Origin of the sequence: Ectopseudomonas alcaliphila (assembly GCF_900101755.1) — a bacterium.
GTDB lineage: Bacteria > Pseudomonadota > Gammaproteobacteria > Pseudomonadales > Pseudomonadaceae > Aquipseudomonas > Aquipseudomonas alcaliphila.
The window spans coordinates 16,473-43,369 of record NZ_FNAE01000001.1 but is presented as its reverse complement, the minus strand read 5'-3'; the positions used below and the strand labels follow the sequence as shown (position 1 = coordinate 43,369).

General features: G+C 64.0%; 25 protein-coding genes. 10 read left to right on the top strand and 15 right to left on the bottom strand.

Annotated elements, in window-relative coordinates; genetic code table 11:
- Nucleotides 1-107: 107 nt before the first annotated feature.
- Nucleotides 108-755, top strand: coding sequence for a hypothetical protein (locus BLR77_RS00215; protein WP_074674898.1), 648 nt, complete (start codon nucleotides 108-110; stop codon nucleotides 753-755).
- A gap of 75 nt (nucleotides 756-830) precedes the next feature.
- Here BLR77_RS00215 and BLR77_RS00210 read toward each other — a convergent pair whose 3' ends face one another.
- The 4 genes from BLR77_RS00210 to BLR77_RS00195 form a co-directional block, all read right to left on the bottom strand.
- Nucleotides 831-3,230, bottom strand: coding sequence for a TonB-dependent receptor (locus tag BLR77_RS00210; RefSeq protein WP_074674897.1), 2,400 nt, complete (start codon nucleotides 3,228-3,230; stop codon nucleotides 831-833).
- 80 nt (nucleotides 3,231-3,310) lie between these two features.
- Nucleotides 3,311-4,270 carry a FecR domain-containing protein gene (locus tag BLR77_RS00205; RefSeq protein WP_074674896.1) on the bottom strand — a complete coding sequence of 320 codons (960 nt, stop codon included), beginning with the start codon at nucleotides 4,268-4,270 and terminating at the stop codon, nucleotides 3,311-3,313.
- The gene (locus BLR77_RS00200; protein WP_394328033.1) at nucleotides 4,267-4,791 is read right to left on the bottom strand and encodes an RNA polymerase sigma factor; all 525 of its coding nucleotides are present in this window, start codon (nucleotides 4,789-4,791) and stop codon (nucleotides 4,267-4,269) included. Before BLR77_RS00200 ends, BLR77_RS00205 begins: the two co-directional genes overlap by 4 nt.
- Nucleotides 4,792-4,994: 203 nt before the next feature.
- Nucleotides 4,995-5,516 (bottom strand): MarR family winged helix-turn-helix transcriptional regulator, encoded by a 522-nt coding sequence (locus BLR77_RS00195; RefSeq protein WP_074674894.1) that lies wholly within the window; start codon nucleotides 5,514-5,516, stop codon nucleotides 4,995-4,997.
- Between the two features lie 83 nt (nucleotides 5,517-5,599).
- On the opposite strand from BLR77_RS00195, the gene BLR77_RS00190 reads away from it, so the two are divergent.
- Together BLR77_RS00190 and BLR77_RS00185 are read left to right on the top strand one after the other, a co-directional pair.
- Entirely contained in the window at nucleotides 5,600-6,757 is a 1,158-nt protein-coding gene (locus BLR77_RS00190) for an aminotransferase-like domain-containing protein (RefSeq protein ID WP_074674893.1), read from the top strand.
- Between the two features lie 107 nt (nucleotides 6,758-6,864).
- Entirely contained in the window at nucleotides 6,865-7,467 is a 603-nt protein-coding gene (locus BLR77_RS00185; RefSeq protein ID WP_074674892.1) for a glutathione S-transferase family protein, read from the top strand.
- Here the strand turns inward: BLR77_RS00185 and BLR77_RS00180 are convergent, their stop codons facing one another.
- The 9 genes from BLR77_RS00180 to BLR77_RS00140 form a co-directional block, all read right to left on the bottom strand.
- Nucleotides 7,468-8,037: a helix-turn-helix transcriptional regulator gene (locus BLR77_RS00180; RefSeq protein WP_074674891.1), complete on the bottom strand. Its 570-nt coding sequence runs from the start codon at nucleotides 8,035-8,037 to the stop codon at nucleotides 7,468-7,470.
- Between the two features lie 87 nt (nucleotides 8,038-8,124).
- Nucleotides 8,125-8,766: a response regulator gene (locus BLR77_RS00175; protein WP_074674890.1), complete on the bottom strand. Its 642-nt coding sequence runs from the start codon at nucleotides 8,764-8,766 to the stop codon at nucleotides 8,125-8,127.
- Nucleotides 8,763-11,774 carry a sensor histidine kinase gene (locus tag BLR77_RS00170; protein ID WP_074674889.1) on the bottom strand — a complete coding sequence of 1,004 codons (3,012 nt, stop codon included), beginning with the start codon at nucleotides 11,772-11,774 and terminating at the stop codon, nucleotides 8,763-8,765. The genes BLR77_RS00175 and BLR77_RS00170 overlap by 4 nt, the downstream gene beginning before the upstream one ends.
- A gap of 31 nt (nucleotides 11,775-11,805) precedes the next feature.
- Nucleotides 11,806-12,543: an alpha/beta fold hydrolase gene (locus tag BLR77_RS00165; RefSeq protein WP_074674888.1), complete on the bottom strand. Its 738-nt coding sequence runs from the start codon at nucleotides 12,541-12,543 to the stop codon at nucleotides 11,806-11,808.
- Between the two features lie 44 nt (nucleotides 12,544-12,587).
- Nucleotides 12,588-14,192, bottom strand: coding sequence for an MFS transporter (locus tag BLR77_RS00160; protein ID WP_074674887.1), 1,605 nt, complete (start codon nucleotides 14,190-14,192; stop codon nucleotides 12,588-12,590).
- 1 nt (nucleotide 14,193) lies between these two features.
- Nucleotides 14,194-16,176, bottom strand: a complete 1,983-nt coding sequence (locus BLR77_RS00155; protein ID WP_074674886.1) for an amidohydrolase — start codon at nucleotides 16,174-16,176, stop codon at nucleotides 14,194-14,196.
- Complete coding sequence (locus BLR77_RS00150) at nucleotides 16,173-16,751, bottom strand: antibiotic biosynthesis monooxygenase (protein ID WP_074676716.1); 579 nt, start codon at nucleotides 16,749-16,751, stop codon at nucleotides 16,173-16,175. The genes BLR77_RS00155 and BLR77_RS00150 overlap by 4 nt, the downstream gene beginning before the upstream one ends.
- Nucleotides 16,752-16,848: 97 nt before the next feature.
- The gene (locus BLR77_RS00145; RefSeq protein ID WP_017677262.1) at nucleotides 16,849-17,535 is read right to left on the bottom strand and encodes a hydrolase; all 687 of its coding nucleotides are present in this window, start codon (nucleotides 17,533-17,535) and stop codon (nucleotides 16,849-16,851) included.
- 138 nt (nucleotides 17,536-17,673) lie between these two features.
- Complete coding sequence (locus BLR77_RS00140) at nucleotides 17,674-18,651, bottom strand: alpha/beta hydrolase (protein ID WP_074674885.1); 978 nt, start codon at nucleotides 18,649-18,651, stop codon at nucleotides 17,674-17,676.
- A 167-nt stretch (nucleotides 18,652-18,818) separates the two neighbouring features.
- Here BLR77_RS00140 and arcD point away from each other — a divergent pair, with 167 nt between their 5' ends.
- From arcD to BLR77_RS00105, 7 genes are all read left to right on the top strand, one after another.
- Nucleotides 18,819-20,246 carry an arginine-ornithine antiporter gene (arcD, locus tag BLR77_RS00135; RefSeq protein ID WP_074674884.1) on the top strand — a complete coding sequence of 476 codons (1,428 nt, stop codon included), beginning with the start codon at nucleotides 18,819-18,821 and terminating at the stop codon, nucleotides 20,244-20,246.
- A gap of 69 nt (nucleotides 20,247-20,315) precedes the next feature.
- The gene (locus BLR77_RS00130) at nucleotides 20,316-20,711 is read left to right on the top strand and encodes a hypothetical protein (RefSeq protein ID WP_074674883.1); all 396 of its coding nucleotides are present in this window, start codon (nucleotides 20,316-20,318) and stop codon (nucleotides 20,709-20,711) included.
- A 74-nt stretch (nucleotides 20,712-20,785) separates the two neighbouring features.
- Nucleotides 20,786-21,085, top strand: a complete 300-nt coding sequence (locus tag BLR77_RS00125) for a hypothetical protein (protein ID WP_074674882.1) — start codon at nucleotides 20,786-20,788, stop codon at nucleotides 21,083-21,085.
- Nucleotides 21,072-22,472, top strand: coding sequence for a TolC family protein (locus tag BLR77_RS00120; RefSeq protein WP_074674881.1), 1,401 nt, complete (start codon nucleotides 21,072-21,074; stop codon nucleotides 22,470-22,472). The genes BLR77_RS00125 and BLR77_RS00120 overlap by 14 nt, the downstream gene beginning before the upstream one ends.
- Before the next feature lie 15 nt (nucleotides 22,473-22,487).
- Complete coding sequence (locus BLR77_RS00115; RefSeq protein WP_074674880.1) at nucleotides 22,488-23,900, top strand: multicopper oxidase family protein; 1,413 nt, start codon at nucleotides 22,488-22,490, stop codon at nucleotides 23,898-23,900.
- Nucleotides 23,901-24,017: 117 nt separating this feature from the next.
- Nucleotides 24,018-24,515 carry a cupredoxin domain-containing protein gene (locus BLR77_RS00110; protein ID WP_074674879.1) on the top strand — a complete coding sequence of 166 codons (498 nt, stop codon included), beginning with the start codon at nucleotides 24,018-24,020 and terminating at the stop codon, nucleotides 24,513-24,515.
- Between the two features lie 18 nt (nucleotides 24,516-24,533).
- A complete protein-coding gene (locus BLR77_RS00105) occupies nucleotides 24,534-24,827 on the top strand; it encodes a copper-binding protein (RefSeq protein WP_074674878.1) in 294 nt (97 codons plus the stop codon).
- Nucleotides 24,828-24,872: 45 nt separating this feature from the next.
- Here BLR77_RS00105 and BLR77_RS00100 read toward each other — a convergent pair whose 3' ends face one another.
- The gene (locus BLR77_RS00100; RefSeq protein ID WP_017677253.1) at nucleotides 24,873-25,151 is read right to left on the bottom strand and encodes an HU family DNA-binding protein; all 279 of its coding nucleotides are present in this window, start codon (nucleotides 25,149-25,151) and stop codon (nucleotides 24,873-24,875) included.
- 136 nt (nucleotides 25,152-25,287) lie between these two features.
- A complete protein-coding gene (locus BLR77_RS00095) occupies nucleotides 25,288-26,880 on the bottom strand; it encodes an esterase/lipase family protein (protein WP_074674877.1) in 1,593 nt (530 codons plus the stop codon).
- Between the last annotated feature and the right edge of the window lie 17 nt (nucleotides 26,881-26,897).

Here is a 26,897-nt window from a genome sequence, read left to right as displayed (position 1 = left end):
GCTGCAGTGGCGTCGCGGTACAGCCACCGGTGGGTTGGGCCGTACAGTCTGGTAAAGCGCTGCCCGGATGGTTAGCCTCGGTTTTTTGCCGAACAAGGATAAAGGCGATGCAACCGGACAATCCCTACAGTGCGCCGCAGGTGGAGTTGCTCGATAGCGCTGGCGTACAGACGTTGCCAGGTTGGAGCGCCAGGCAGCTGCAGGTGCTGGGCTGGCTGGCACTGGTCTCGGTGGTGGCCAATGCCCTGGTGATCGGGCTTACATTTGCCGGAGCTCTGCTGGAGACGGATGAAGCTGAACTGCTGTTTACCTACACCGACTGGCTTGGTCTGGCGCTGGCGTTACTCGGCTGCTACCTGCTGCTGCGTTTCAAAGCCTTTGCCGAAGCCCGCTTTTTCGCGCGCAACCTCAGCGTACCGATCTGGTTGCTGCTTGCGGTGACGCTGCTGCTGGAAGCAGTGGACATGCTTTTCGGTGACCAACTGTTCGCCGGATTGGACTGGCAGACCATTGGCTACATGGCGCTGCTGTGTCTTATGGGCATATGCACCACCTGGCTGGGGATACGGCTGCTCAAGTTGCAAGCCCCCTATCCGGCGCTGAAAGTGATGGCCTGGCTCGATATCGTCGGCGGGCTGATGCTGGCCAGCGTGCTGTTGATGCTGGTGGCGCTGCTGCCGTTGCTTGGGGCCGGCGTGGCGCTGATGCTGGTGTTCTTTAGAGGGGCGGCTGAGTTAAGTGAGCGCGCCGGTTGATACCTGATGACTCTTGTCCATGATCTGGCTTCGGTCGAACGGGTGCGTCACAGGCAGTGACGCACCCGATGGGTCTCAGAACTCCAGTTGTGCGGAGAACGTTAGGGTACGTGGTGCGCCCAGGTAGTGACTGCTCAACCAGTATTCCTTGTTGGTCAGGTTACTCACGTTTGTGCGCAGGGTCAGGGTGTTGTCGTCATTCAGCGGCATACGGTAACGGGCGCCAGCGTCGAAGGTAGTGAACGACGGCAGGCTATGCTGGTTGGCTTCATCGCTGTACTGCTTGCCTGTGTAATAGACACCACCTGTCAGGGCGAGGCCAGGTACGGCGACGAGGTCGTACTCGGAGTAGAGCTTGGCCAACTGGCTAGCGACATCGGTCGGTTTGTTACCTTCATTGGCTACGTTGGCGGTTTTTTTCACCTTCGGATCGAGTAGGGTGATGCCGCCAACTAGGGTCAGCTCGGGCAGGACCTTGCCGGTAATCGATAGCTCCAACCCATTGTTCTCCTGACGGCCGTCCTGTACGTAGTAACTGGCGCCGTTGGTATAGGCATTGGGTTTATCAATGTTGAACAGGGCGAGTGTCAATAGGGTTTCACCGAGCTCGGCCTTGACACCCACTTCATACTGTTCACTGACCAGCGGAGCCAGGGCCTGGCCTGCATTGAGTGCGGTGCTGGGGGCGATACCACCGGATTGCAGACCCTCAATGTAGCTGGCGTAGGTGGTCAGCCAGGGCAGCGGTTTGTAGATCAGCGATACGTTAGGCGAGGTCTCGCTCGCGTTGTAGCGGCTGGCTGTTTCCGGGTAGCCGAAAGCCTCTGCCCAGACAAAGTCGTTGCTGTAGGTTCGAATGCGGGAGCGGGTCAGGCCAAGGATGGTCGACCACTGTTCGTTCAGAGTGATCACGTCACCTATCAGCAGGTTGTCGGATTGGGTGCGCGAGGACAGGCGCTGATCGCCGTTGCCAATGGAGTAGCCCGGCTTGCCTGTCTGCGGGTTCTCGTAGAAAGGCGATGGGGTGCCGACGACATCGTTGTACTGCGGGCCGGGGAAGGGGATGTGATCTTCGTAGTCACGCACGCGGGCGATATTGCCCTGATAGCCCAGGGTGGCCTGATGCAGAACGGATCCTGTGGCGAAGGCCGCGTCAAGGAAAAGGTAAGCTGAGGTTTCCTCGGTTTCCACTGGAGCAAAGGCGTAGAGCGGCTGAGTATACTCACCAGCGTTGTCGACCGTCGGGCCGGTGTAGGTGTATTCGCTGGTGTACTGACTGTAAGCCAAGGCGCCGCGCAAATTGAAAATGTCGTTTAAGCGCCATTTGAAATTACTGCCAAGGCGATCATGCTCATTGTCGGAGAAGGCCCAGCGTTGGCTGTAGAGCTTGTCGTTGTCCAAATCCTTGGCATCCGGGCGTAAGGCTTGGTCGCTGAAGTACCAGTAGCTGGTCAGGCCGCGTGTCTCACTTTTCTTGTGTGAGGCGTCGAACTGAATTAGAAGGTCTTCGTTGACGTTCCAGTCCAACGCCAAGCTGATCATCTGGCGGCGGCGCTTTTGCAGGTCGATTGCGGTCTCGCCGTCCTGGGTTAGGACGTTTAGACGGTAAGCGAAGGTGCCTTCGGCGTCGATTGGTCCGCCGAAATCTCCGTGCAGATAGTAGTTGTCTCCGCCGGCGTTACCCAGCGTGACGCTGTTGTAGCGCGTCGCAGTGGGGCGCTTGAGAACATAGTTAACCAGGCCACCGGGGCTGGCCGGGCCATAGAGAAAACCGGACAGACCGGTGAGTACTTCGATGCGCTCCATCTCCTCGATGAAATTGCCGCCGTCGTACCTGTTGGAAAAGCGCAGGCCGTCATTGGCTATGCTCAGGTTCCCGGCATCACTGAAGCCGCGCATGCTAACCGCACTAGCATAGCCGGCGTTGGTCGGCGAGGTGAACTGGGTTGCCGGTGCGAGCTTGAACACATCATCCAGTGATTTTGCCTGAATATTCTGCAGAAGCGCCTGGGGTATAACGCTTACAGAGTACGGCGCATCCTGCAGTCGCATGTAGCCCAAGGCACCGATGTTCTTCACGTTATCGCTACGATAGCCGGCGGTCTCGTCGCCTTCGCTGAACTGTTTGCCGCTGACGGTCACGTCCGGCAGCGCCATTGCCGCCTCTGCGGCGGGAGCCAGGCTATAGGCGCCGCCGCTGCCGCCTTGCAGTTGCAAGCCGGTGCCGCGCAGCGCCTGGTTGAGGGCTTCGATGGCTTCGTAGTCACCGCTGACCGGTGCCGAGCGCTTCCCTTCGGTCAGGGTCGGATCGATGCTCAGGGTCACCCCGGCCTGGCTGGCGATCTGGTTGAGCGTGGCCGCCAGGGGGCCGGCAGGCAGCTGGTAGGGCTCGGCATGGGCCAGCCCAGCATGGCCGGCGAAGGCGATGGTCAGGGCCAGCAGCGTGTGCCGGAACGGGGCAGGGCGGAAGGACATTGCGAACCTCTCTTAAGAGTTAATGTATCTCAATGCCCTTTTGCCGAAGCAGAAAGGGAAAATGACAGGGGCAGGGGCGATTATTTTTCCGCCGGCACCACGCGGGTCCACCAGGGGCCCAACTGCTCGGTACGCACAGGCAGGCTGAGCGCGAGCGCCGCCAGCGCCTTGTCACTGTCGTGCAGCGGAAAGCTGCCGCTGATGCGCAACCCGGCCAGGCTCGGGTCGAGGCCCAGGTAGCCGATGCGGTATTCGCCGAGCTGATCGATCAGGCGCTGCAGCGGCAGGTTGTCCGCCACCAGCATGCCGTGGCTCCAGGCATCGGCACCGATGGGGGCGGGGCTGCTGTCGCTGAGGTGCTGCCTGTCCATGCGCACCTGTTCGCCACTGTGGATGATGCGTTCCTGCGCACCGGCCAGCGGCCTTGCCGCGACTGCCGACTGCAATACGATCAGCTCGGTCGCGGCGCCTTCACGTCGCACCAGAAAGCGCGTACCCAGCGCCCGCAGCCGTCCCTGGTCTGTCTCGACGATGAAGGGGCGGGTATCGCCCTTGGCGGTCTGGATCAGAATTTCGCCGCTGCGCAGGTGCAGACGTCGTTCGTTGTCGTCGAACTCGATATCCAGCGCACTGCGACTGTTCAGGCGCACCTGGCTGCGGTCGGCGAGCAACAGGTCGCGCTGCTCGCCACTGGCGGTGTGGTAGTCGGCGAGGTAATCGCCCAACGGGCGCTGCTGAGCCAGCAGGGCCAGCGCAACACAGGCAGCCAGCAACAGGCTCAGGGCGCTACCGCCAAGGCGGCGCAGGCTGCGCCGACGACTGACACTGCTCTGCAGCAGCGCGCGGCGCGCCATTGGTGCGTTGGCGGCAGAAAGCTGTTGGTCGATACCGCCGAGGCGTCGCCAGGCCAGGCCGTGCTCCGGGTGGGCCGCCAGCCAGTTGGCGAAATCATGACGTTGCTGCTCGCTGGCTTCGCCCGAATCCAGGCACAGCTGCCAGGCGATGGCCTCGTCGAGCACCCGATTCGATACCTGGCTCATAGCGGCTTCCCGTACAGCGCGATGTAGCACTGACGCAGGCCTTGGGCGAGGTACTGGCGCACGCGTGAAGGGGACACGCCCAGGCGTTCGGCGATTTCGGCATGACCGAGGCCATCCAGGCGGTTATGGAAGAAGGCCGCACGTGCCTTGCTCGACAGCTGGCCGAGCAGGCGGTCGATTTCGGCCAGCTGTTCCAGCGCCAGCGCCTGTTCTTCCGGGCTGGGCTGCACGGCTTCCGGAACCTGCGCGAGCTCTTCCAGATAGGCGCGTTCCAGCGCGCTACGGCGAAACTGGTCGACCAGCAGCCCCTTGGCGATGGTGGTGAGCAGCGCTCTGGGCTCGCGTGGGCTGTGCAGGTCTGCACGACCGAGCAGGCGCACGAAGGTGTCCTGGCTCAGGTCTTCGGCGCGCTGCGCGCAGTTCAGGCTTTTGCGCAGCCAGCCGAACAGCCAGTCACGGTGATCGCGATAAAGCAGACCGACCAGCTGCTGATTGCTGGAATCCTGAACCGACACGCGCACCTCGCGAGATCTAAGTTAAGGTGATAATGATTCGCATATGATTGCAGAGGTCGAGGCAGGGTGCAATCACGCTTTGGCGTGACATGAGCGGTGGTGCGGAGGAACGAAGGAGGCAGGCTGAATCGGTGGGAGCGAGCTCTGCTCGCGGATAAAAGGGTTGGCGAGCAGAGCTCGCTCCTACGAGTGGAATATGGAAGTGATGGCTACGTGCGTTCGTGTCGGCTACGCGCCAGGGCATGATTGACTTCCAGCCAGCCCCGCACGGCGTCTTCGCCCATCTCGCCGAACACCCGCTGCAACAGGCGCGCCTGTTCGCGGCGCAGGGCCTGTTCCAGTTTGGCGCCTTCGGGCGTGAAGCCGAGAACGCGCTTGCGCTTGTCATCCGCTGCGGCCTCACTCTGCACCAGATTCATCTCGATCAGCTGGCGCAGCGGCATGTTCAGCGCCTGCTTGCTCACGCCCAGGTAACCCAGCAGTTCGGTCATGTTCAGGCCCGGATACTTGGCGATGAAGAACAGGATGCGGTGATGCACGCGTGACAGGCCGCGCTTGGCCAGCATTTCGTCGGGCTTGGCAGTGAAGGCCTGGTAGCCGAAGAAGAAGGCTTCCATGGCGGCCTGCTGAGCAGCGGAATTCTTGATGACCTGCGCGCCCTGACGGCCGGACTGCGTGCCCTCGGCAGGCGACGTCAAAAACTTCTCGGGGAAATTTTTTAGGTCAGTCATATTGACGTATCTCTGGTTGGCGGCGTAGTTTCGGTCAAGCAGTTTGACTTAATTCCAATGACTTTTGCACCCCAGGACACCCCATGGCCTTCTCCGAACGCATCGCCCGCCTGAAAAGCTCCCTGATCCGTGAAATTCTTGCCGCGGCGCAGCGTCCGGAAGTGATGTCCTTCGCTGGCGGTCTGCCGGCCGAGCCGATGCTGCCGAAGGTGGACTGGGCCGAAATGCCGGCGAGCATGGGCCAGTACGGCATGAGCGAAGGCGAACCAGCCCTGCGCGAGGCCATCGCTGCCGAAGCGCGCGCCCTGGGCGTGCCCTGCGATGCCAGCCAGGTGCTGATCGTCAGCGGCTCGCAGCAGACCTTGGACCTGGCCTCCAAGCTGTTCATCGATCCGGGCACCGAGGTGCTGCTCGAGGCGCCGACCTACCTGGCCGCGCTGCAGGCCTTCCAGCTGTTCGGCGCCGACTGCATCAGCGTGCCGCAGGAAGCCGACGGCCCCGAGCTGGCGGCGCTGCGTCAGCGTCTGGAGAGCCACAAGCCGGCTTTCGCCTACCTGATCCCGACGTTCCAGAATCCGTCCGCCACCCGTTACAGCGAAGCCAAGCGCGAAGCCGTGGCGGCGCTGCTCGACGAGTTCGGCGTGACCCTGATTGAGGACGAGCCGTACCGCGAGCTGGTGTTCGATGAAGGCCAAGCCACGCCCATCGTCAGCCGCCTGAAGAAGGCCAGCTGGATCTACACCGGCACCGTATCCAAGACGCTGCTGCCGGGTCTGCGCGTCGGTTACCTGATCGCCACGCCCGATCTGTATCCGCATCTGCTGCGCCTGAAGCAGTCGGCCGACCTGCACACCAACCGCATCGGCCAGTGGCAGGCGCTGCAGTGGCTGGGCAGCGAGCAATACCGCGGCCACCTGGCCGAGTTGCGCGACTTCTACCGCATCCGCCGTGACGCCATGCAGGCGGCGCTGCTGGAACACTTCGGCGACCTGGCCGATTGGCAGATTCCGCAGGGCGGGCTGTTCTTCTGGCTGACTCTCAAGCAGCCGCTCGACACCCGCACGCTGCTGGATGCGGCATTGGCGCAGAACGTCGCTTTCATGCCGGGCGAGCCGTTCTTCATCGATCCGGACGCCAACCCCGGGCACCTGCGACTGAACTTCAGTCACGTGGCACCGGAGCGCCTGGCTGAGGGGCTGCGGCGGTTGGCAGCGGTGATTCAAGAGGCACAGGCGAAGTAGAAGCTTGTAGCGTAGGAGCCGGCTTGCTGGCGATGCTCTTGCTAAGGCGGATCGCCGGCAAGCCGGCTCCTACAGGTAAAAGAAGGAAACACGGGGAGGGCAACGCGATGTTCAAGGTCTACGGCGATTACCGGTCGGGCAACTGCTACAAGGTCAAGCTGATGCTGCATCTGCTCGGCAAACCCTATGAGTGGGTGCCGATCGACATTCTCAAGGGCGAGACGCAGAGCGAAGCCTTCCTGGCCAAGAACCCCAACGGCAAGATTCCGGTGCTGGAGCTGGAAGACGGCACCTGCCTGTGGGAGTCCAACGCCATTCTCAACTTCCTCGCCGATGGCAGCGAGTTCCTGCCCAGCGAGCCGCGCCTGCGCACCCAGGTGCTGCAGTGGCAGTTCTTCGAGCAGTACAGCCATGAGCCCTACGTCGCGGTGGCGCGCTTCATCCAGCTCTACCAGGGCATGCCCGAAGCGCGTCTTGACGAGCATGCGCGCTGCCTGGCGCTGGGCTACAAGGCGCTGAAAGTGATGGAGAAACAGCTGCAGCGCACGCCCTATCTGGTCGGTGAGCAGTATTCCATCGCCGATATCGCCCTGTACGCCTACACCCATGTGGCGGATGAAGGTGGCTTCAGCCTCGAAGCCTTCCCGGCCGTGCGCGCCTGGATCGAGCGCGTCGCCAGTCATCCACGTCATGTGACCATGCTGGGCTGATCAGGGCTCGGCGCTGGCTTTGGGCTTTGTTGTGCAACGCTGCCGCCATATCAGGGGGCTCAGTCCGGTCTCGCGGCGAAAGGTGCGGGTGAAATGCGACTGGTCGCAGAAACCGTGAGCGTGGGCGATCTGCGTCAATGGCTGGTCGGTGGCCAGCATCATCTCTCTGGCTGCTTCGATGCGTTTGCGTGCCACATAGGCCAGCGGCGTGATACCGAAGGTCTGTTTGAACATATGGGAAAAATGGCTGCTGCTCAGTTTGAGTTGGGCGGCCAGGTCGCAGGTGCGAATGGCGGCGGCCAGGTTGTCGCTGATGTACTGATCCAGGCGTCGCGTCTGCCAGCGAGTCATGCCGGTTGCACCATGACCAATGCCGCACTGCTTGCAGGCGTTGAGCTGGCGTAGCAGCGTCATGGCCTGCTCGACATGCAAGTAGGCGCTTTGCGTGTCCTCCAGCAGTTGCGTTTCAGCTTCATTGAGCAAGGCAGCGATACGGTCCAGTAGCTGCGGGTCGTGCCCGACTTGGTGCGGGCAGGGCGCAATTACCTGAAGTTCGCCGAACGAGCTCATTGCGAAACCTCCTTGGATGATTGGTTGTAAAGCATGCGCGGCGCCAGCGGCGGCGCACAGCTCACAAGGAGGTGAGGGGTGACAACACTAAAGTGGGGTGCCGATCTCCAGTACGCCGCGTTGCACGGCGATGGCCACCGCGTGGGTGCGGTTGTTGGCGCCGAGCTTGTCCATGATCAGGCGCATGTGGCCTTTGACGGTGTCTTCAGTGATGCGCAGCTGCAGCGCGATATCGCGATTCGAGTAACCCAGCGCTGCCGCTTGCAGGACCTCCACTTCACGTGGGCTGAGGCATTGCTGGCCTATGTGTTGGGCCAGGTCGGCGGCGATCTCGGGCGGAATATGGCGTTTGCCGGCGGCCAGGGTGCGAATGGTTTCCACCAGCTCCTTGCGCAGGGTGCTTTTCAGCAGATAGGCCTGCGCGCCCGCCTGGATCGCATGCAGTGCACGCACGTCACCGCGGTAGGTCGTGAGGATGGCGATGCGTGCATGCGGGCATTCGCCGCGAATCGCCAGGATGCTGTCGATACCATTCATATGTGGCATCTGCAAATCCATCAGGGTGACGTCGGGGCGCAGTCGGCGAAAGCATTCCAGCGCCTCCCGACCATCGCCGGCCTCGCCGACCAGATCGATATCAGCCTGCCCGGCAAGCACGGCAGCGATGCCCTCGCGCAGCAGAGGGTGGTCGTCGGCAACCAGCACGCGGATGGGGTTGGCAGCGGTCATGACTGCGAGCTCCTGATCAGTCGTTTCCAGTTTAGCCAGCGCCGCGCGCGAGGGAGCTGCTGGCGATAGGCCAATGGTCCGGCCAGTGTCAGTTGTACGTGGCAGCCCTGGCCGGGGGCGCTGTCGATATTCAGCGTACCGCCGATCTTGGCGGCGCGTTCGTACATGCCCTTGAGGCCCCAGTGATCGACCGGCTCCGCGCCCTGCAGATACTCGGCCAGCAAGCCGTGGCCATCGTCGCTCACGCGCAGCGAAAACTGCCGGGGGTGGTAATCCAGCCGCACGCGGACATGGCGAGCCCTGGCATGACGAAAGGCATTGCTGACCGCCTCGCGGGCCAGTTGGCTGAGCTCGTCATGCACCACTGGGTGGAGGGCGCAGGGTGTGCCGGCGATCTCGACCTGATATTCGGTATCAGCATGTTCGTGCAATTGATCGAACTCGTGCAGCGTCTGCGGCAGATCGTTCGAGGCCTCATGGGCGTGGCGCAGGTTGCGCACCCGTTCACGACCTTCGGCGATCACCTGATCGGCACGATCCAGGGCATTTTCCAGCTTGTCTCGCGCCGGCTGATCGGCTGGCAGGCTATCCGCTGCGGCCTGCACGTGGAGCATCAGCCCTTGCACGCCCTGCAGCAAGGTGTCGTGTAGCTCGCGGGCGATACGCTCACGCTCGTCGTGGCGTTCTTCCAGGCGTGTGCGCAGGCGTTCGGCCGCGCGCTGCATGTTGTTGCGATAGAGCAGGTGCAGGGTCAGCAGTACGACCAATGCCACGGCCAGGATGAATAGCGGATGGCGGTAGAACACTTGGTCGATGCTGAACCTGAGTTCGGCATCCTGCTCGCTGGCCACGCCATTTTGATTGAGCGCGCGCACGCGAAAGCGATAGTCGCCGGCCGGCAGGCCGGTATAGGTCGCCTCGCGTTGGCGTCCGGCGGAATGCCATTCGCTGTCGAAACCATCGAGGCGATAGAGAAAATGCAGGCCCTCAGGTGCGGACAGGCTCAGGGCGCCGTAGTGGATGACCAGGCGTTGGCTGTCTGCGGGCAGGGTGGGCGGCGTTTGCAACGAGATGCTCGCACCGTCCGCCAGTAGCGAGGCGATACGCACCTTGGGCGGCTTGTCGCGATGTATCTCCTTATCCGGATTGACGCCGGCCACGCCGTTGCGGGTGACGAACCACAGATGGCCATCGCTGCTGCGCACCGCTGTTGGCAACGCGAGCACCTGGTGTGGGTCATTGGCGAGCCCGCCCTGCAGATCGTAGGTACGGTAATGGATATGATGCGTGGGATCGTTCAGTGCCTTTGCGATCTCCTCGGCCGGTAACTGGAAGACGCCACCTTTGCCATGCAGCCAGAGGTCTTCGCCCTGAGGGCCGGTAACCGGGATGATCGCGTAGAGATTATCGAACAGACCACTCTCGCTTAGCGGCAGATTCTGGAAGCGCTTGCCATCGAAGCGCGCCAGGCCGCGTTGGCCGCCGAACCAGCTGTGGCCCTGTGCATGAGCCATCGCCGTCACGTGGCCAATATCCAGCCCTTCGGCGCTGCCCCAGTGGCGTTCGCCCTGTTCGTCATGGCTGACGATCAGGTTGTTGCGATAGCCGAACCAACGCCTGCCGTCAGGGGCGAGCGCAGAGCTCACCGGCATCAGTTGCGTCGGATCTTCGCTGGGGGCGGGAAGCTGTTGCCAGTCGCCATCGCGCAGCACATAGAGGCCCTGACGGTTGAGCGACAGCCAGAGCGCGCCCTGATTATCGATCAGCAGGGTGCGCACCGAGGAATCCAGATCATGCTCGACCGGCAGGACGGAGACTTTTTCCAACTCCTCGCCAGTGCTGCGCCAGATACCCTCGGATCCGGCCAGCCAGACCGAGCCGCGAGGGTCTGTGCTGATTGCGGTGATCTGGGTACGCAGCGGCAGCTCATGCAGGCCATGCTCATTCAGGCGCATGAGCGGTAGGTTGCTGCTGGCGGCCCAGAGGTTGCCGGCATCATCGGCGGCAATCGCCAGGTTATGCGCCTGGGGCGGAAATCCTGCGGGACGCAGAGGGCGTTCGCGCAGCCGATCCAGGCCGTTCTGTGTGCCGATCCACAGGCTGCCCTCGCTATCTTCGAGCAGCGGCCGGGCGAAGTCGGAGCTGAGACCATCGCGTGAAGAAAGCCGCTCGATATCATCGAAGCCGGCGCTGCCATATTCGTTGGGCCTGGACACGTGCAGCAGACCGCCGCCAGCGGTGCTCAGCCAGAGGCAGCCATGCTGGTCGAACAGTATGGCATTGGCTCCTTCGCCGATGAATATGTGGGTCGCCTGCAGTTGCGGCTGATCGATCTTTACGTGCAGCAGGCCCTCGCGGTCGCTCTCGATCAACCACAGTGCGCCGTCGTCGGCTTGCGCTATCTGGCGAGTGCGTTGGCTGCGAACGCCGGTGTCCTGCAGCTTCCGGGCGCCAGGTGGCAGGACGTAGAGGCGCTGCTCGTCGGCGACCCAGAGGCGGTCACTGCTGTCGACGAAGACGCTGAAGGCATTCTTGCCGATAAAGCCTTCCGCGCTGCCCAATTGCTGCCAGCGCTTGCCGTCGAAACGCATCAGGCCGTCGTTGGCGGCAGCCCAGACGCTGCCATCTGCCGTCTGCGCCAGGGCGTAGATCACGCCGTGGGCGAGATCGAAGCTGCTGGGTTGTTCCTCCATCGATGCGATCAGGTGGACGCCACCGTTGCGCAGGCCGACCCAAAGCCCGGTGCTGCTGGCCAATAGGCTGGACACAATGCCCAGTTCGCGGCCATCTGGCGTGCGATAGCGGGTGAAATCGAAGCCATCGAAGCTATACAGGGAATCGTGAGTACCCAGCCACAGGTAGCCGTCGTGGGCTTCGGCCAACGCGCCGATCTGGCTGGGGCTGTTGTCGTTGAGCGTCCAGCGCCGATGCTCCAGCTGTTGCTCCAGAGCGCTTCTGTCGGCCAGCGCGAGCGTGCTGAAAAACACCAGGCAAAACAGGCCTGCCATGACGCCGAGGCGAGGTTGTGGGGTGTGTGATCTAAAAGCGTCCAACTTGGTTCTGAGCCCATTCGATGCTGTAGTCGGCAATTCTCTCCCAACCGGGTTCGGCGATCAGCCAGTGGCTGTAGCCGGGGAACTGCTTGAAGCTGGTAATGGCGGACGAGCGCCGGTGGCGATGATAGAGGGCGGCCACCACGCTGGCGCGAACGACGCGGGCATTGCCTGCCGCCAGCAACAACAGAGGCCCGCGTTCGCCGTTGCTGAAGTCGACAGCATTGCCGATGCCCAGCGCAGCCTCGACGAACACCCGGCCGGGCGCCGGGACAATGTGACGTGCATAGGCGGCGCTTTGCTGTGCAGGTGTCAGCGTCTGCGCCATATTGCGCGCGAAATACTGCGGTGTCATGTACAGAAGGTTACGCCAACCCATCCAGGGCAACAGCCATGGCCAGGTGCTACAGAAACCCAGCAGACCGGCGCGTGGCGGCAGTGGGTCGAGGGCGATGCCGGCCTGGCCCAGGCCGCGGTCGAGCAAAAGTTGCACCAGCAGACCACCGAGGTCGTGGCCAATCAGCAGGGGCGGCTGCTCCAGGCTGCGTACCAGTGTTTCGTAGTGGGCGAGGAGGGTGCTGATGCCGGGTTGTCGACCGCCCTGGGCGACCGGCCAAGGCGGCGCCGTGCAGCGATAACCGCAGGCGCTGAAGCGTCGCTGGAACGGCTCCCAGATTGCTGGTGTGAGCCAGGTACCGTGAATGAACAGGGCGTGACGAGGCATGTAGCACTCAACCGGTCACGCCCTGGTTCGGGCAGTTGCCGTCGTCAGGGGGTGGCATGGGGCACATCCTTGGCTGGCATCAGAAAATGCTCGATGTGCACGGGCACATCCGGGTTCTGGAAATGCCTGGCCGCCGCCTCGATGCGTTGCTCGGCACGCGTTACCCGGCCGTGATGACGCAGGTGTTCGAGCCAGGATTCGTCAAAGAAGAACTCCTGCCAGTGCCGTGGATTCTCGCTGTTCTGTACCAGCCCCCAGGAGAACGCGCCGTTGCGTCTGCGCATGCGGGCGACCTCGGTCATCGCCTGGCGGAACTCGCTCGCATGCTCCGTGGCGATGTCGTACTGCAGCGTGACCATGACTGGGCCGCGTTCCAGATCGGCTTCGTCAGCCAGGATCGGCGCAGGCCAGTGCAGCGACGGGGCGAGGTCTTCGCTTTCGGTTACCGGCAGTGGGAAATGCAGCGTCAGCAGCAAGCCCAGCACCAGGCAACCTGCAGCGGCGACCAGGGCGAGCGAAATCGTTGCCTGGCTGGCGACATAACCCCAGAGCGCACCGCCAGCGGCCATGCTGCCGAAGAACACCAGGATATACACCGACAGCGCGCGGGCTCGCACCCAGTCCGGCACCGAGGTCTGCGCGCTGATCTGCAGGCTCGACAGCACGGCGATCCACGCCGCACCGCTGAGCAGCATCACCGGTAACAGCACGGCGAACTCACGCACCCAGGCCAGGGCCAGCAGCACCAGTGCGTAGAGCGCGCTGGCCAAGGCCACCAGCTTGTTGGCGCTGATGCGCTCACGCAGTTTGGGCAGCAGCATGGCGCCGAGCACCGCGCCGATACCGACGCTACCGAGCAGCAGGCCAAAGTCGCTGGCGCTGCCGTTCAATTCACCACGTACGATCAGCGGCAGCAGCGACATGCCGGCGCTGGCGCCGACGAAGAACGCTGCCGCGCGCACAAGTACGGCCTGCAAAGGCTTCGAAGCACGGCTGTAGCGCCAGCCGGCGCGCATGGCACCCAGCAGGCGTTCGGCCGGGAAGGTAGCGACCTGGCGTTCGCGCTTCCAGGTCAGCAGCACCGCCATCACCGCGAAGAACGACAGGGCGTTGAGGGCGAAGGTCGCCCAGGGGCCGCTCAAGCTGACCAGCAACCCGGCGATGGCCGGGCCGAGCGCGCGGGCGACGTTGATGCCGAGGCTGGACAGGGCAATGGCCGAGGGCAGGTCGCGCTTGCTCACCAGCTCCGGCGTCAGCGCCGACCAGGCCGGCATCATCAGCGCGGTGCCGACGCCCATGGCCAGGGTCATGCCCAGCAGCAGCCACACCGTGGTCAGCCCGAGCAGGGTAAGCACGGCCAGCAGCGTCGCCACCGCCGCCATCCACAGCTGCACGCCGAGCAGATAGCGGCGTTTGTCGACGATATCGGCCATGGCGCCGGCCGGCAGCGCCAAAAGGAACATCGGCGCGGAGCCTGCCACCTGTACCAGGGCCACGTGCATGGGATTGCTCGACAGGCCGGTCATCAGCCAGCCGGCACCGACCTCGTGCATCCAGGTGCCGATGTTCGAGGCGATGCTGGCCAGCCATAGCCAGCGGAACGTGCTGTGGTTGAGTGCGCCCCACGGCGAGGCTTTTTCGTTGGCCATGTCAGAACGCAAAGCACGAGCAGCCGAAGGCGCCCCAGAAGCCCTGATGGTCGCTCACCGGTATGCTGCTGCGACGCGCGCGGTCATGCTGGTGCTGATGCACGGCGCAGGCGCCGATGCACTGGTGGATGCTGGCGGCCATGGGGGCTGCTGTCGGCTTCCAGTGCCCGGGCACCATGGCCACCGGCGACCAGTCCGGCAGTACCGGCAGCGTGGGTGGGGCGAGCTTGTCGAACTCGCCGGTGCCATGCACCACCTTGCCGCCGACGATGGTGAGCACCGATTCCAGCCACTTGATCTGCTCTTCCTCGACGCTGAAGAAGTCCGCGCTCAAGGCCACCAGATCGGCCAATTGCCCGACCTTGATCTGGCCCTTCTTGCCCTGTTCGCTGGAGAACCAGGCGCTGCCGTGGGTGAACAGCTGCAACGCGGTGTTGCGTGACAGGCCTTGCGGGGTGAGCGTGGTGCCGCCGACCGTCTTGCCGCTGACCAGCCAGTACAGCGCCGTCCAGGGGTTGTAGCTGGCCACGCGGGTGGCGTCGGTGCCGCCGCCGACCGGAATGCCTTCGGCCAGCATGCGCTGGATCGGCGGGGTGGCTTCGGCGGCCTTGGCGCCGTAGCGGTCGATGAAGTATTCGCCCTGAAAGGCCATGCGGTGCTGGATGGCGATGCCGCCGCCGAGCGCGCGTACCCGCTCGATATTGCGCGGGCTGATGGTCTCGGCGTGGTCGAACAGCCAGGGCAGGCCATTGAACGGCATGTCGCGGTCGACCTTCTCGAACACATCGAGCATGCGCGAGATGGACTCGTCGTAGGTGGCGTGCAGGCGGAACGGCCAGCGCTGCTCGACCAGATGACGCACCACCGGCTCCAGGTCGGCCTCCATGCTCGGTGCGAGGTCCGGACGCGGTTCGACAAAGTCCTCGAAGTCGGCAGCGGAGAACACCAGCATCTCGCCCGCACCGTTGTGACGGAGGAAATCATCGCCCTGGTGCAGCTTGACGCTGCTGGTCCAGTTCTTGAAGTCGGTCAGCTCTTCCTTGGGCTTCTGGGTGAACAGGTTGTAGGCGATGCGCACGGTGAGCTGATCCTTGTCGGCCAGCTCCTGGATCACCTGATAGTCGTCCGGGTAGTTCTGGTAGCCGCCGCCGGCGTCGATGGCGCTGGTCACGCCCAGGCGGTTGAGTTCACGCATGAACTGGCGGGTGGAGTTGACCTGATACTCCAGCGGCAGCTTCGGTCCCTTGGCCAGGGTGGCGTAGAGAATCAGCGCATTGGGCCGTGCGATCAGCATGCCGGTGGGCTCGCCGCTGGCATCACGCTGGATCTCGCCCCCGGGCGGGTTCGGTGTGTTCTTGTCGTAACCGACGGCGCGCAATGCGGCGCGGTTGAGCAGGGCACGGTCGTAGAGGTGCAGCACGAATACAGGGGTGTCCGGTGCGGCCTTGTTCAGCTCATCCAGGGTCGGCAGACGTTTCTCGGCGAACTGGAATTCGGTCCAGCCACCGACCACGCGCACCCATTGCGGCGTCGGCGTACGGTCGGCCTGATCCTTGAGCATGCGCAGGGCATCGGCCAGCGACGGCACGCCTTCCCAGCGCAGCTCGAGGTTGTAGTTGAGCCCGCCACGAATCAGGTGCAGGTGCGAGTCGTTGAGGCCGGGGATCACCGTGCGTTTCTGCAGGTCGATCACGCGGGTGGCATCGCCGCGCATGGCCATGGCTTCGGCGTCGCTGCCGACGGCGACGAAGCGCCCGTCCTTGATGGCCACGGCGCTGGCCTGCGGTTTTTCCCGGTCGACCGTGTGCAGACGACCGTTGTACAGAATGAGATCGGCACTCATGTTGCCTCCTGATGAACTGGCGGATGAGTCGCCGGCCATGGCGGCGAAGGGCAGGGTGGACCACAGCGCCCCGGCGGCGCCGAGAACGCTGCTGGTGGCGAGAAAGTGGCGGCGTTTCGGGTCGGAGGGGTCCTGGCTCATGGTCGATCCTCGTCTACGGTTGGGTTCAGCCAGGCGGCGAACAGTCGCGTGGCCATGGGCATGAACAGGTACACCACGAGCAGGACGATGCTCAGGGTGATCACGATGCTGCTCGGCAGGTAGCCGCCGAACCAGGGAATACGCTGGAACAGGGGTTGCCAGAGCAGCGGCACCAGCAGACTCAGTGGCAAGATCACCAGGAAGGTGACGCAGGCCTGTTTCCAGCGGGGCGGCGGCGCCTGCGCGGTTTCCGGCGTGAACCAGAATTCCTTGTTCTCGGCTATTTCCAGCTGATCGCCGGCACGTAGCAGCGGCTCGACTTCGGCGATCAACTGACGGCGTTGTTCCGATTCGATCCAGTTCTGCAGCTGCTGCAGGCTGGCGAAGCGCAGCACGCAGGTGAACTGCGCCACGCCGGGCTGACGGCTGCGCACCACGTCCACACCGAGGTGGCCGGGGCATTGGCTGGCCGTGGCGATGATGCGGCGTAACCAGGCCTCGTAATGTGGCACGTGGCTGGGGCGAACCTGATGGCGCACCACCAGGGTGACGGTTTCCGCTTGCGTCTCGCTCATGCTGGAGACTCTGCTCGAGGCCTTGGTTTTTTCGAGCCAGCGGCGCGCACCGATGCGCGCCACGGGTCGAGTCGAGGGCGTTTCCGCCGTCATGAGGTCAGATGGGCGCCGCTACGGGGGCCAGGGTCGGGCCGTGCTGCACACGCTCCGGCGCCTTGTGCACCATGGTGTAGGCGTAGTCCACACCCATGCCGTAGGCGCCGGAGTGCTCCTTGACCAGCTCCATGACGGCGTCATAGGTGTCGCGGTTCTTCCAGTCGCGCTGCCATTCCAGCAGCACCTGCTGCCAGGTCACCGGTACAACGCCGGCCTGGATCATGCGCTGCATGGAGTAGTCATGGGCGGCTTGCGAGGTGCCGCCGGAAGCGTCGGCGACCATGTAGATCTCGTAGCCGGCGTCATGCATGGCGGAGAGGGCGAAGGTGGTATTGCACACCTCGGTCCACAGGCCGGAGACGATGATCTTGTTGCGGCCGTTCTTCTTCAGCGCGTCGCGAACTTTCTGGTCGTCCCAGGAGTTCATCGAGGTGCGCTCGAGCAGCGGCGCGTCAGGGAACACGGCGAGCAGCTCGGGGTAGGTGTGGCCAGAGAAGCTTTCGGTCTCGACCGTGGTGATGATGGTCGGCACGTTGAAGATCTTGGCGGCCTTGGCCAGGCCCACGGTGTTGTTCTTCAGGGCTTGCCGGTCGATGCTCTGTACGCCGAAGGCCATCTGCGGCTGTTGGTCGATGAAGATCAACTGGCTGTTGTGCGGGGTCAGGACTTCGGTTTTTGGATTGCTCATAGCGGTTACCTGTTGGTGGGCGGTAGACGATGCACGCATCCCGTCGGTCGTTGCCGCCGGGTAGGCGAAAAGGACTATTGCAGAGCGGCCGCCGCCTGGATTGGATGGAACTACGGTTCTGGTATCGGGCTGTGGCGCTCAGGCCAGGTGTTCGCGCAAAACCGCGCCGGCCTGCTGCATGGCAGTGCGCACCGCAGGTACCTCGGCAATCACGTTGAGCAGGCCGTAGTCATGGATCATGCCGTTGTAACGTACGGCGCTGACCGCGACTCCCGCCGCGCCCAGACGCCGGGCGTAGGCTTCGCCTTCGTCGCGCAGCACGTCCATCTCGGCGGTTTGCACGAGAGCCGGTGGCAGGCCTTGCAACTGCTCCAGGCTGGCGCGCAGCGGCGAGGCGTGGATTTCGTGACGCTGCTTCGGGTCGCTGGTGTAGTTGTCCCAGAACCACTCCATCATCGCGCGGGTCAGAAAATGCCCCTCGGCGAACTGGTTGTAGGAGGCGTTGTTGAAGCTGGCGTCGGTAACCGGCCACAGCAACAGCTGGAAACGCAGCTGCGGTGTACCGGCTTCCTTGGCCTTCAGGGCTACCACGGCCGCCATGTTGCCGCCGACACTGTTGCCGGCCACGGCCAGGCGCGAGCCGTCGACACCGATCTGGCTGCCGTTGTCGGCGACCCATTGGGTCGCGGCGTAGGCCTGGTTGATGGCGGTCGGGTACTTGGCTTCCGGCGACGGGGTGTAATCGACGTAGATCGCCGCAGCGCCGGAGTGCACCACCAGGTCGCGGATCAGCCGTGCATGGGTGGGGTAGTCGCCCAGCACCCAGCCACCGCCGTGGAAGAACATGAAGCCCGGCAGGCTGCCCTGGCTGCCCGCTGGACGAACTATCACCAGCGTCAGCCTCTGGCCGGCGGCCTCGATGCTGTGTTCGCGGGTTTCCACGGCCGATAGATCGACCTCGACCGAGGCTTGTGCGCCTACCAGCACGGCGCGCGCTTGCGCAGGCGGTAGTTGTTCGAGTGGTGTGCCACCACCGGCGGCCAAGGCTTCGAGAAAGGCTTGCGTGTTGCGTTCGACGCCGGGACTGCCGGCGCCCAGGTTGGGGGAGGGCTGCATGGCGATTCACCTCATGATGGCTTAAGGATCGATAGCGCTACTGCGTCGGGCATCTTCTGCCCTTGAGGTCGATCCAGCTTGTACCGGCCTGCCGTTTTGGCATCAGGCTGTTGCTGCCGGGCTGCTAGAGTGAGAGCGGAATCGCTGGCGTCCGGAACGAGGTGGGCATGACAGGGGAAAGTCGCAAGCTGGGTCTGGGATCGCTGACCGCGCTGGTGGTGGGCTCGATGGTGGGTGGCGGGATCTTCTCGCTGCCGCAGAACATTGCCGCGCGGGCCGATGTCGGCGCCGTGCTGATCGGCTGGGGCATCACCGCGGTGGGCATGCTGGCGCTGGCGTTCGTGTTCCAGAGTCTGGCCAACCGCAAGCCGCAGCTCGATGGCGGGGTGTACGTCTATGCCAGGGCCGGTCTGGGCGACTACATGGGCTTTTCCTCGGCCTGGGGCTACTGGATCAGCGCCTGGCTGGGCAATGTCGGCTACTTCGTCCTGCTGTTCTCCACCCTCGGGTACTTCTTCCCGGCCTTTGGCGAGGGCAATACGCCGCTGGCCATTGCCTGTTCCTCGGTGCTGCTGTGGTGCGTGCACGCCCTGGTGCTGCGCGGCATCAAGGAAGCGGCGCTGATCAACCTGATCACCACCGTGGCCAAGCTGGTGCCGATCCTGCTGTTCGTCGTCATCGTCGGTCTGGCCTTCGATCGCGAGATCTTCACCCGCGACATCTGGGGCCGCAGCAACCCGCAGTTCGGCGGCGTGCTGGAGCAGGTGCGCAACATGATGCTGGTCACCGTGTTCGTGTTTATCGGCATCGAAGGGGCGAGTGTTTATTCGTCGCGCGCAGCGCGCCGCCGTGACGTGGGCAAGGCCACGGTGATAGGTTTTCTCGGCGTGCTGGCGCTGCTGATGCTGGTCAACCTGCTGTCGCTGGGGGTGATGACTCAGCCCGAGCTGGCGGCGCTGCAGAACCCGTCCATGGCCGGGGTGCTGGAGCATGTGGTGGGGCGCTGGGGCGCCATATTCATCAGTATCGGCCTGGCCGTGTCGCTGCTCGGTGCGCTGTTGTCCTGGGCGCTGCTGTGCGCCGAGATCCTCTTCGTCACCGCCAAGGACGGCACCATGCCGGCGTTCCTGCACAAGGAAAACGCCAACCAGGTGCCGGTCAACGCGCTGTGGCTGACCAATGGCATGATCCAGCTGTTTCTGCTGATCACCCTGTTTTCCCAGGGTACTTATCTGTCGCTGATCTACCTGGCGTCGTCGATGATTCTGGTGCCTTACCTGTGGTCGGCGGTCTATGCCCTGTTGCTCTGCGTGCGCGGCGAAACATACGAGAATCAGGCAGGACTCAGACGCAAGGACCTGCTCATCGGCCTGGTGGCTGTGGTGTATGCAATCTGGCTGCTGTATGCCGGCGGAGTGAAATACCTGTTGCTGTCGGCGCTGCTCTACGCGCCGGGCGTGCTGCTGTTCGCCAAGGCCAAGAGCGAAAGCGGTCAGCGGCTGTTCACTCGCTACGAGTGGGCGATCTTTGCCGCTGTGCTGCTGACTGCCTTGCTGGCCGGCTATGGCCTGTATACCGGGCATCTGAGTTTGTAGTGCTGGACAAAGCGGCCAACGCGCGGATAATCCGGCCCATCGCCCTCTGACTCTGGCTTCGCGACCTCTATGCGCAAGACCCTGCGTTTCGCCCTGATCTGGATACTGATGCTGGCCCTGCCGGCACAGGCCATGGCGGCGCTCGGCATGCAGTTGTGCGAGCAGGTGCACCGCAGCGCTGCGATGCAGGTAACTGGCAGCGAGCACGGCACGCATCAAGACATGGCTACCGATAACGCGCATGGCGCGCATCAGGCTGTCGCGCCTGCTGCCGACAGCGATGCTCCCACCGATGGCAGCGTGTGTGCCCTGTGCGCCTTTTGCGTCGGGGTCGCAGCGCCCAACCAGCCGTTTCTGAACGACTCTGCCCTGCAAACCGTCGAGCCAGCTACAACCTGGCCCGACCGCCTTATCGTCGGCGTGGCCGACACGCCCGAACGCCCCCCGCGTCTTTCTCTCGCCTGAGCCCCTTAGATAGCGTCGTCAATCGGCGCCTGTAGCTCACGCGGCCGCCTGGCCGCCATATGCGAGAACACATCATGACTTTGCATTCCCTTGCCGGAAGGCTGCTGGGCATCGCTGCCCTGGCGCTGCCCGGCATCCTGCTGGCGGCCCAGCCCGACCCGCTGGACGCCAACGCCGCCGTGCCGGCGCAGGATTACCGTTCCCCTCTGAAAGACTACCGCGCGCAGGCCGACGAGCCGTTGCAGGACTGGCGCGCGGCCAACGACCTGGTCGGCCGTATCGGCGGCTGGCGTACCTACAGCATGGAAGGCTGGGAGCAGCCGGCCGAGCAGGGTGCCGAGCCCGCCGAGGGAGGTGGCCATGGTCATCACTAAGCCCTTCGCGCTGCTCTGCGCCATGTCGCTATTGGCCGGCTGCGCCAGTTTCAGCCAGGACGGCGGTTTCGACCCGGTGCAGCAGGCCAGCGAGCGCCAGTTGGACAAGCAACTGCTGTGGGCCCGCGACGAAGCCGGTCGCGGTCAGATCGACGCGCGGGTCACCGAGCTGCTGGCCGAACCCCTGAGCCTGGACGCCGCTGTGCAGCTGGCGCTGCTCAACAATCGCGGCCTGCAGGCGTCCTTCGACGAGCTGGGCATCGGCGAGGCCGAGCGGGTGCAGGCCGGGCGCCTGCCCAATCCCGGCTTCTCCTACGGCCGCCTGGAGAAGGGCAGCGAGGTCGAGTACGAGCGCGGCCTACACCTGAATCTGGCGCGGCTGATCGCCCTGCCGATGACCTCCCGTCTGGAAGGCCGCCGCTTCGAGCAGCTGCAACGACAGACCAGCCTGGCGGTGTTCGACCTGGCCAGCGAAACGCGCAAGGCCTGGTACCAGGCTGTGGCCGCCGAGGAGAGCCTGGTCTACGCGCGGCAGGTGCTGGAAGCCGCAGAGACCGGCGCCGAGTTGGCCCGGCGCCTGGCCGCGGTGGGCAATTTCAGCAAGCTGCAGCAGGCCGAGCAGCAGACCTTCTACGCCGAGGCCGGCATCGGCCTGATCCACGCCGAGCAGGCGCGGGTACGCAGCCGCGAGCAACTGACCCGGCTGCTCGGTCTGTGGGGCGAGCAGCTCGACTACCGGCTGCCCGAACGCCTGCCGGCGCTGCCGAAAACTGCGGACCAGTTGCCGGACGTGGAGCGCCTGGCCATGAGTCAGCGCCAGGACATCCAGGCCGTGCGCCTGGATGCCGAGCGCCTGGCGCAGAACCTCGGCCTGACCCGCACCACGCGTTTCATCAACGTGCTGGAGCTGGGCGTGGTCAACAACCGCTCCAACGAGGAACCGACCCAGCGCGGCTACGAGATCAGCGTCGAGTTGCCGCTGTTCGACTGGAGCGGCGCCAAGGTGGCGCGGGCCGAGGCGCAGTATCGTCAGGCACTCAATCGCGCGGCCGAGACGGCGATCAACGCCCGCTCGCAGGTGCGTGAGGCCTATCACGCCTACCGCAACGCCTTCGAGCTGGCACGCCACTACCGCGCCGAGGTGCTGCCGCTGCGTCAGCGCATCGCCGAGGAAAACCTGCTGCGCTACAACGGCATGTTCATCAGCACTTTCGATCTGCTCGCCGATGCGCGTCGCCAGGTACAGGCGGTGGACGGCTACCTGCAGGCGCAGCGTGATTTCTGGCTGGCCCGCGCCGACCTCGACATGGCCCTGCTGGGCACTCCCAACCCCTCGCTCGGCGCGGCGCCTGCCGCTGCTGCCGAGCCGGCCGCCGCTGGCCACTGAACAAGGATTTCTGTGATGGTTTCACGACGCGATTTCTTTCTCGGGGCCAGCGCTATCGGCGCTGCGGTGGCCACTTCGGCGGTCAGCCGGGTATCCCTGGCGGCCCTGCCCGAACCGGTGCTGCAGGCCAGCGCCGACACCCAGCCGCCGCTGCAGCCGAACAGCGGGCTGCCCTACAACCCGGTGGTCACCCTCAACGGTTGGACTCTGCCGTGGCGCATGAACAACGGCGTCAAGGAGTTCCACCTAGTTGCCGAGCCGGTGGTGCGCGAGCTGGCGCCCGGCTACAAGGCCCACCTGTGGGGCTACAACGGTCAGTCGCCGGGGCCGACCATCGAGGTGGTGGAGGGCGACCGGGTGCGCATCTTCGTCACCAACAAGCTGCCCGAGCACACCAGCATCCACTGGCATGGCCAGCGTTTGCCCAACGGCATGGATGGCGTGGCGGGCCTGACCCAGCCCGCGATTCCGGTGGGCAAGACCTTCGTCTACGAGTTCGTCGCCCGCCGTCCCGGCACCTTCATGTACCACCCGCACGCCGACGAGATGGTGCAGATGGCCATGGGCATGATGGGCTTCTGGGTCACCCACCCCAAGGAGCACCACCCGCTGATCAGCGAGGTGGACCGCGACTATTGCTTGCTGCTCAGCGCCTACGACATCGAGCCGGGCGCCTACACGCCGAAGATCATGCAGATGCTCGACTTCAACCTGTGGACCTTCAACAGCCGCGTGTTCCCCGGCATCGACCCGCTGGTGGCGCGCCAGGGCGAGCGCGTGCGTCTGCGCGTCGGCAACCTGACCATGACCAACCACCCGATCCACCTGCACGGCCACGAGTTCGAGGTAACCGGCACCGACGGCGGGCCCACCCCGGTCGGTTCGCGCTGGCCGGAGGTGACCGCCGACGTGGCGGTGGGGCAGATGCGCCAGCTCGAATTCATCGCCGACGAGGAAGGCGACTGGGCGCTGCACTGCCACAAGAGCCACCACACCATGAACGCCATGGGCCACGACGTGCCGACCCTGGTCGGCGTCGATCACCGCGACATGACCCGCAAGATCGCCAAGCTGGTGCCGGACTACATGGTGATGGGCGAGCGCGGTATGGCCGACATGGCGGAGATGCAGATGCCGCTACCGGACAACACCGTGCCGATGATGACCGGCGACGGCCCCTTCGGTTCGGTGGAAATGGGCGGCATGTTCACCATGCTCAAGGTGCGCAAGGAACAGACCGCCGGCGACTACCGCGACCCCGGCTGGTTCAAGCACCCAGCTGGCACCGTGGCCTATGAGTGGGAGGGTGCACTGGCCAGCCCAAGCCGTGCGCACGATGCTGGTGGCCAGTCGATGCCGCTCAAGCAGCCGCTCGAGACACCGGTGGAAGTGCAGGTACGCAAGCCGAGCGGGCATGGCGGGCATTGACGGGTGCTGAAAACGACTCATGTAGGAGCGGCTGGGCGGCATTGCGCTTTAGCCGCGAAGCGACTTGACGCAGCGCCTGATTAGAGACGCTGCCAGCTCAATTTGAGGAACACGCAGATGAAACAGACAACCCTTTCTACCCTGGTGCTCGTGGCCGGCTTGCTGGTGGCCGGTCCGGTACTGGCCCACAGCGAGGCGCACAAGGGCCATCACGCCGTGGCAACGGTCAAGGAACAGAAGCCCTGGGGCATCGCCGGCGAGGCCAGCCAGGTCGACCGCACCATCGAGATCCGCATGACCGATCAGATGCGCTTTACCCCGGATCGGCTGCAGTTCAAGCAGGGCGAGACCATCCGTTTCGTCCACCACAACGACGGCAAGATCCTCCACGAGTTCGTCATCGGCACCCGCGAAACGCTGGATGAACATGCCGAGGCGATGCAGCGGTTTCCCGGTATGGAGCACGCCGAGCCCTATATGGCCCACGTTGCGCCGGGGCAGAGCGGCGAGATGATCTGGACCTTCAACCGCGCAGGCGAATTCGATTTCGCCTGCCTGATCGCTGGCCACTACCAGGCCGGCATGGTCGGCACCGTCCAGGTGCTGGCCGACTGACCCCATAGGAGATGCATGATGAGAAATACCGTTATCGTCGCGGCCATGGCCGCGCTGTTCAGCCTGCCGCTGCAGGCTGCCGAGCCGGCGCCGCTGAGTCAGGGCGAGGTGCGCAAGATCGATGTCGGTGCGCAGAAGATCACCCTGCGCCACGGCCCCATCGCCAGTATCGGCATGCCGCCGATGACCATGGTGTTCGAGGTCGAGAAGCCGGAATTGCTGGAAGGGGTTTCAGCGGGAGAGAAAGTGAATTTTCAAGTGCAGCAGCAAGGCAGCCGCTACATCGTCACTGAGTTGCAGGTGGTGAAATAAGCAGGGCTGAGCCAGCCCAGGCATAGCGCCTGGGCTGGCGAACACTCAGTTCAGGCCGTCGGTCAGGGCCTTGGCAGGTACCAGCTTGACCACTTTCTTGGCAGCGATTTCGATGGCTTTGCCGGTCTGCGGGTTGCGGCCAGTGCGGGCCGGGCGCTCACTCACTTTCAGCTTGCCGATGCCTGGCAGGGTGATCTCACCGTCGTTTTCCAGCGCGTCGCCGACAATTTCGCCCAACTGATCGATCAGGGTGCGGACAGTGGCTTTGGGCAGGGATACGGCCTCGGCCAGGTCGCTGATCAGTTGGTCTTTGGTGATTGCCATGATGTAACTCCGTTTGCAGGTGAGAGGTTCGGCGCCGCAGACATGGGGCGGCACAGCCGAAAACTTGGGAACGCTAACATAAAAGGCATGGTTCGGCAGTGCCGCAACGGCATTTCCGATAGGGCTTAGTGTCGCATCAGTCCTGGTGGTTCCAGCGTGCGACCAAAAACCGCAGCCGGCCGCTGATGCCGGGTTCGCTGGCGCTGTCAAACGGCACCTCGATCTCCAGTCTTCCATCCTTCTGAATGTTGCCATCGAGTTTGCGGTCGGCGCTGTGCACCCCCTGGTTTTGCCAGGCGTGGCTCACCTGCCAGTCACTGCCGGTAGTGGGCGGGGTTATTTCCAGCGCCAGGCTGTTACGGAACAGATAGCTGCCCTCGAAGTGCTGGTTGATCCATAGTTTGCGCTCCACCTCGTAGTCCGGTACCCGCACGTTGAAGGTCAGGGTATAGGCCAGCCCCTTGCGCCTGCTGTTCACGCGCGCCCGATCAGCGAGAAACAGGCTGCCGAGGTACAGCTTGCCGTTTTCCTGCGGTGCCTTGAGCCAGTGCTGATGGGCGAGGCAGGCCACCGAATCCTCCTCGGCGGTGCGCCGGCTCAGGTACCAGAGCTTGCCACGGGGTGCGGCGAGCACTTCGAACTGGTACAGGGCATTGACCGTCTGCCCCTGGCTTGCAGCCTTGCGCAGCTCCTTGGGCAGGGTGATGGCGTCGACTTCAGCCCAGATGTCCACACGCACATCGCCGAACAGAAAACGCGTGAGATTCTGGTAAGCCTCTTCACTGTTGACGATGCCGAAGTAGCCGGAATGGGCTCGATAGGTAAAGGCCTTGGCGCAGGGGGCTGTCGGTTTGCCGCGAGCGTCCAGGCCGCAGAGGGTCGCGTTGTCGATGCGTACCAGGCCGTCGCTGCCATGCCCGGCGAAGGTACGCGACAGGCCCAGGCCGGCTTCGTAGTCCATGCGGTTGGTGCCGACCATGCAGAAGAAGCGTTTGGATGGAAAGCGTGCCTCGGGTAGCCAGTCGACGCGCTCGGTGAGCGTGTAGGTGGCTTCCAGATCCAGAAAGGTCGCCAGGCGCTGTCGGTTGAAATTGCTGATGTCGCTAAGGCTCAGCCAGCTTGGCGGGTTGATGCCGAGCAGGTCGATACCGTTGTGTGGCGTGGCGTAGGTGAACACCTTGTCCACCAGCTGCGCCGCGCCGCCCGGATCCAGCTTGGGATTTTGCAGCAGACCTCGGCAGACCAGACCTCCCATCGAATGGGCCACCAGGTAGCAACGGAAGTCGGTCTTGGTGATGGCGCTCTTCGGGTTGGCGCATACCAGCTCGCGCACCCTGAGAATCAGCTCGCCAAGCTTGCTGGCGAATACCTCCAGGCTCGGTGCGCTACCTATACCGAGCAGTCGCGAGGCCTCGTCGTAATAGCGGTAGATGATGATCGAGCGGCTGCTCAGACGGTTATCCGGGTTGGCGGCCCACTCGGGATCGAGAATGTCGTAACCATCTTCGTAGACGTCCTGGTAGTCGAATTCCGAGGCCAGGCGTATCACCGGCGACTCGAAGACGAACTTGCGCGGCTGGCGAGTCTTTTCCGCTACCGCGCGGTAGACGGTGGAGCCGAGATTGAAGCCGCAGAAGGGGTCGGCGCTGGTCTGGTCGATTTCCCCCGGTGTCATGGCATAACCACGAACGTAGATGATCGGATGGAAAGGGCTGTGCGAACTGGCCATGGCTGCTCCTGAGGTGG

Coding starts and splice junctions, on each gene's coding strand:
- BLR77_RS00180 (WP_074674891.1), bottom strand. CDS start 8,037: ATGAGCTCGTTCGGCGAACTTCAGGTAATTGCGCCCTGCCCGCACCAA.
- BLR77_RS00125 (WP_074674882.1), top strand. CDS start 20,786: ATGACTTTGCATTCCCTTGCCGGAAGGCTGCTGGGCATCGCTGCCCTG.
- BLR77_RS00160 (WP_074674887.1), bottom strand. CDS start 14,192: ATGGCCAACGAAAAAGCCTCGCCGTGGGGCGCACTCAACCACAGCACG.
- BLR77_RS00210 (WP_074674897.1), bottom strand. CDS start 3,230: ATGTCCTTCCGCCCTGCCCCGTTCCGGCACACGCTGCTGGCCCTGACC.
- BLR77_RS00190 (WP_074674893.1), top strand. CDS start 5,600: ATGGCCTTCTCCGAACGCATCGCCCGCCTGAAAAGCTCCCTGATCCGT.
- BLR77_RS00110 (WP_074674879.1), top strand. CDS start 24,018: ATGAAACAGACAACCCTTTCTACCCTGGTGCTCGTGGCCGGCTTGCTG.
- BLR77_RS00095 (WP_074674877.1), bottom strand. CDS start 26,880: ATGGCCAGTTCGCACAGCCCTTTCCATCCGATCATCTACGTTCGTGGT.
- BLR77_RS00170 (WP_074674889.1), bottom strand. CDS start 11,774: ATGGCAGGCCTGTTTTGCCTGGTGTTTTTCAGCACGCTCGCGCTGGCC.
- BLR77_RS00175 (WP_074674890.1), bottom strand. CDS start 8,766: ATGACCGCTGCCAACCCCATCCGCGTGCTGGTTGCCGACGACCACCCT.
- BLR77_RS00115 (WP_074674880.1), top strand. CDS start 22,488: ATGGTTTCACGACGCGATTTCTTTCTCGGGGCCAGCGCTATCGGCGCT.
- BLR77_RS00120 (WP_074674881.1), top strand. CDS start 21,072: ATGGTCATCACTAAGCCCTTCGCGCTGCTCTGCGCCATGTCGCTATTG.
- BLR77_RS00100 (WP_017677253.1), bottom strand. CDS start 25,151: ATGGCAATCACCAAAGACCAACTGATCAGCGACCTGGCCGAGGCCGTA.
- BLR77_RS00130 (WP_074674883.1), top strand. CDS start 20,316: ATGCGCAAGACCCTGCGTTTCGCCCTGATCTGGATACTGATGCTGGCC.
- BLR77_RS00105 (WP_074674878.1), top strand. CDS start 24,534: ATGAGAAATACCGTTATCGTCGCGGCCATGGCCGCGCTGTTCAGCCTG.
- BLR77_RS00195 (WP_074674894.1), bottom strand. CDS start 5,516: ATGACTGACCTAAAAAATTTCCCCGAGAAGTTTTTGACGTCGCCTGCC.
- BLR77_RS00155 (WP_074674886.1), bottom strand. CDS start 16,176: ATGAGCCAGGACCCCTCCGACCCGAAACGCCGCCACTTTCTCGCCACC.
- BLR77_RS00145 (WP_017677262.1), bottom strand. CDS start 17,535: ATGAGCAATCCAAAAACCGAAGTCCTGACCCCGCACAACAGCCAGTTG.
- BLR77_RS00165 (WP_074674888.1), bottom strand. CDS start 12,543: ATGCCTCGTCACGCCCTGTTCATTCACGGTACCTGGCTCACACCAGCA.
- BLR77_RS00140 (WP_074674885.1), bottom strand. CDS start 18,651: ATGCAGCCCTCCCCCAACCTGGGCGCCGGCAGTCCCGGCGTCGAACGC.
- BLR77_RS00205 (WP_074674896.1), bottom strand. CDS start 4,270: ATGAGCCAGGTATCGAATCGGGTGCTCGACGAGGCCATCGCCTGGCAG.
- BLR77_RS00185 (WP_074674892.1), top strand. CDS start 6,865: ATGTTCAAGGTCTACGGCGATTACCGGTCGGGCAACTGCTACAAGGTC.
- arcD (WP_074674884.1), top strand. CDS start 18,819: ATGACAGGGGAAAGTCGCAAGCTGGGTCTGGGATCGCTGACCGCGCTG.
- BLR77_RS00150 (WP_074676716.1), bottom strand. CDS start 16,751: ATGAGCGAGACGCAAGCGGAAACCGTCACCCTGGTGGTGCGCCATCAG.
- BLR77_RS00215 (WP_074674898.1), top strand. CDS start 108: ATGCAACCGGACAATCCCTACAGTGCGCCGCAGGTGGAGTTGCTCGAT.